General features: G+C 43.6%; 4 protein-coding genes. 1 reads left to right on the forward strand and 3 read right to left on the reverse strand.

Going from position 1 to position 4,103, the window contains the following annotated elements:
• Positions 1-408: 408 nt before the first annotated feature.
• From AC1DWB_RS31800 to AC1DWB_RS31810, 3 genes are all read right to left on the reverse strand, one after another.
• Positions 409-1,128, reverse strand: a complete 720-nt coding sequence (locus tag AC1DWB_RS31800; RefSeq protein ID WP_477545103.1) for a glycosyltransferase family 2 protein — start codon at positions 1,126-1,128, stop codon at positions 409-411.
• Between the two features lie 63 nt (positions 1,129-1,191).
• Positions 1,192-1,893 carry a PIG-L deacetylase family protein gene (locus tag AC1DWB_RS31805; protein ID WP_477545104.1) on the reverse strand — a complete coding sequence of 234 codons (702 nt, stop codon included), beginning with the start codon at positions 1,891-1,893 and terminating at the stop codon, positions 1,192-1,194.
• Between the two features lie 243 nt (positions 1,894-2,136).
• Entirely contained in the window at positions 2,137-2,865 is a 729-nt protein-coding gene (locus tag AC1DWB_RS31810) for a glycosyltransferase family 2 protein (protein ID WP_477545105.1), read from the reverse strand.
• A gap of 233 nt (positions 2,866-3,098) precedes the next feature.
• On the opposite strand from AC1DWB_RS31810, the gene AC1DWB_RS31815 reads away from it, so the two are divergent.
• The coding region (locus AC1DWB_RS31815) for an ATP-grasp domain-containing protein (protein WP_477545106.1) at positions 3,099-4,103 on the forward strand (1,005 nt) is incomplete at its 3' end.

The following is a 4,103-nucleotide window of genomic DNA, read 5'->3' on the forward strand; positions in this document are numbered from 1 at the left end:
ACATTTCGTAGATATTTAAATATATAATGAAATGATAGTGGCGGGATCAATTTCACTTGGGTTACATTTGATACTGAAAATAATAAAGAGTGCTTCACATTGACTTATTCTATGTCAATGTGAAGCACTCTTTTTGTTATAATGTAAATGAACGAAATCCATATTAAATCAAATATACAAATCATGCATAAGTATACATTTTGAACATTGCGGATATTCTCAGTAATTATGACGCCACACATCTATCTCTATTTCACTTGTACGGGAGAGTTGCTAGAGATCCCAGCAGCTTCTTTTGTGTAGGATAAACGGCAACTAAATAAAAAACGGGCGGCTATTGAGTAGTAGACGTCCCGTTTTTATGCTTAAAATCTGCGAAAAATACCCAACAGAAGGTATATAGACGGGTCATTTCACCGGCCGATCCGCCCATTTGCGGAAGTGAGTTGTTCTTGCAACAAATAAACTTCCTTTTAGCACAGCTTTGTCGCTTGCTTTCCAGGTATGGCTCTGTTTATTTTTTCTTCTAATGCCTACGAAATTGTAAGGCGAAGTGGCGAACAGTTTGTATCCTTTAGCACGGCATCTTCGCATAAAATTAACATCTTCTCCGAGCGTCAGTTTAGCAAATCGAATACGTTTGTGTAATTGCCTCCTGAACAACAGGGAACCACCGGCCACATATTTCACGAATTTATTTTTTCGAGAGGGCGTTGTAATTACAAGGAGGCGCCTTCCTTCGAAAAACTTCAAATGAGCTCCTTTCCCGACTATTCCGGCACCTGTACGACGCAGAGCTCCTACCTGTTCTTTTAAATAATTAGGTGAATAGTAATCATCATCGTCAAACTTGGCTATGATTGGATATATGGCTTTATTAATTCCGTAATTCAAACAACTGCCCAAACAAAACTTATCAGGCCTTTTATAGACCTTGATATTTGGAAATCGAGAAGCCTTCCGACGATATTCTGTCAGGTTCATGCTACCTTTGTTTAAAACGATGATAAGCTCCTTTGCTTTGTAGCGTTGCCTTCTGTAATTATTGATTAGTTTATTGAAGAAAAGTGGACGGTTCGTGCAAGTAATGACCGAGACCCCGCTTTGGCGGCTGGTATGCATACTCATAATGAGCTCCTTCCTAAGATCGCACGACTTATTTTCTTGTCATCATAGAAATCGATGTGGAACTTAACCGTGCATACGGATGATTTCAAATGCTTCTGCAAATTCCTCGTAAGTCTGATTACCGCGAAATTTCGCTTTATGGATGAGACTTTCAGGATGAACGGGGTGACGGATGGATCCGATCTGAGTCTTGTAAGCTTCCAATGCCCTCATTTTGAGGTTCATTTCCTCTTTCGTAAGCGATATATAGAGATTCGGCTGAAATGTAAGTTCTCCGTCGGTCTCATAAACCAAGACGGTTCCGTTCCAGAAATACGGTCGCGCCGCCGCTATTGCCGCTTGATGGAGAGCCTCGTGGTCCTGATGTTTGGTGATGGATGGGATGTATAATACAGTTGGACGAAATTCCTCTATATGGCGTTCGATATGTGCAACCAGCTCTGCTCGGGGGATAAGGTCGAGTTTGCTGTCGTAAAGCTGTTTGCCGGAATTGTCCGGATAAAGAATATGATAGTCTACCACTCCGAGCAGACGCATCGCTTCTTTAAATTCCGATAATCTCCTCCTTCCACTATAGATGCCGTATCCGCTTTCTTCCTTACTGTAGCGATTGGAGTCATTTAAAGTTATGGCGGCTATAACGGTTCGAACCGAACTACCTTGACTTATATATTTCTGTATGACACCGGCACAGCCTAGCGTTTCATCATCCGCGTGAGGGGCTAAAACAAGTGCACGATGACCGGAGTAGAGGAAAATGCCCATTATTATACACCTTCTTCGAGTTTTTTATCGATCTGACATACTCTATGAAATAATAATAGGAGATTCCTATGCTACGCCCTATTCCTTATAAAATTAGTCGCTTGTCCGGCGCCTGAACCTCACTGAAAATCGTAGAGAAGGGAAGAAGAAGATAGAGATTTGACCCGGAGATCCGGAGATTATGGACGCAAGATAGGCCTTCGAGCGTACTCGAAGACTTATTCTTATTCGATCAAATGGAGATCAATGACGTACCACGAATTTTCTGTAGGTCGTGCAGTTCTTTCGAACAACTCGAGTGTGCCGGTGATTAATAAATTCCCGGTCGCTCACTTTCCAGGTGTGTGAGTTATGCTGCTTCCGCCTCAATGCACAGAAATTATACTTGTCCCCTGCGTAAATTTTAAAGCCTTTACGCCGGCAGGACCGGCAAAACCTCACATCTTCTCCGAGCGAGAGGTTGGCGAATTTTACTTTTTTCCACACACTTTTCTTATAGGAGATCGTTCCACCTGCCAGAATGGTGACAAAACGATTTTCCGGACGAAAGCGCTGCAGTAGCATTTTGCTACCGCTTAAATGGATAAAATAAGCGCGTTTACCAACGAGACCCGCCTTTGATTTTCGAAAAGAACGCATGATGCCGGTCAGGTAATAAGGCGCATAATACTCATCATCGTCCATCCTGGTGATATAGGAATGCTTGGCTCGTGCGGAAGCAAAGTTTAAGCATTGTCCTAACGACCGGCGACCGGGCAGCTGAAACACGCGGATATTCTTAAATTTGGATGCCATGTCTTGATATCGTTTAATATTGACTTTGTCCATATTCAATACAATGATCCATTCCTTATTCGACCAAACCTGTCTACGATAATTCCGAAACATATGCGCTATAAAATGCGGTTTATTGGTGCTCGTGATTACGGTAATCCCCGCTGCAGACTTTTGATTTTTCCCGAGTTTGGACATGCCGGCACCTCTTTGATAATTTATTGTCATTCGAGATTAACCTCAGAGACGTAAGAAGCTTTGACACCACTTTGCTATGTTTAAATGCTCGCTATATGTTACAGTCTATGGCTAGGGGTTGAGCGATTCCTATGCTGCAACCTATTTTGCGGCATTTTTAGGTGCCTGTCTGAAACAACTTATCCCGACAGCGACTATATTGATGTTAAAAAGAATAGGTGTGTGAGTGATAGATGAAACCAATCGTCCGTGTTCTCTTAACCGGTGCCGGATCTCCCGCGGCTCCAGGTGTAATTCAATCGCTGAGAAATAGTGAGGACTATAAGTTCCACATCGTCGGCGTTGATTGCAATCCGCTTTCGGCCGGATTCCACATGACTGACTGGCATTATGTAGGACCGAGGGCATCGGACGAACAATTCATTCCCTTTATCGAACAAATCTGCATGAAAGAAAAAATTGATGTGCTCTTCTCACTTGTCACGGATGAACTGATCAAGCTTTCGGAGCATCGGGATGTATTAATTCAACGGGGTACGAACATGAACCTGTCTTCTGTCCCTGTATTACAAAACGTGATTAATAAAGGAATACTGTACAACGTACTGCAAAAGATGGGGATCGCCGTCCCCTCGTTTCAAGTGACCTCATCTGCCGAGCAGTTTAAAAAGGCTCTAATGGCGTTGGGGTATCCAGAACAACCGGTCTGTTTTAAGCCAACGATCTCTGACGGAAGCCGAGGATTCCACATCTTGGATGACCATATTGACCGCTTTGAGCTGCTGTTTCGACACAAGCCAACGTCTGTTTATATCAGTCATTCCGAGCTCCTTCGCGTTATTCAAGGTAGAAAGGAATTTCCGGAAGTGCTTGTAATGGAATATTTGCCCCATGAGGAGTACAGCGTGGATGTGTTAGCGGAGAATGGGAAAGTCATGATTGCTGTCCCCCGTCTTCGAGAAGCGACCATAGGCGGGATTTCGACCAAGAGTCTCATTCGTAAAGATCAAGATATCATCGACTATGCTGCCGAGGTGGTGGAGCGTCTGGGATTACATGGTAATATTGGGATTCAAATAAGAAGGGACCGGTCTCGTCAGCCTAAAATCGTGGAGATCAATCCTAGAATGCAGGGAACGATTGTTCATTGTACGGCGGCGGGGATCAATCTGCCGGTTCTGGGCGTTAAGCAGGCTTTAGGAGTGCTGCCAATGCATCTGGAGTCGAAAGTAATATGG

This window comes from Paenibacillus sp. P4_E11 (assembly GCF_056401635.1).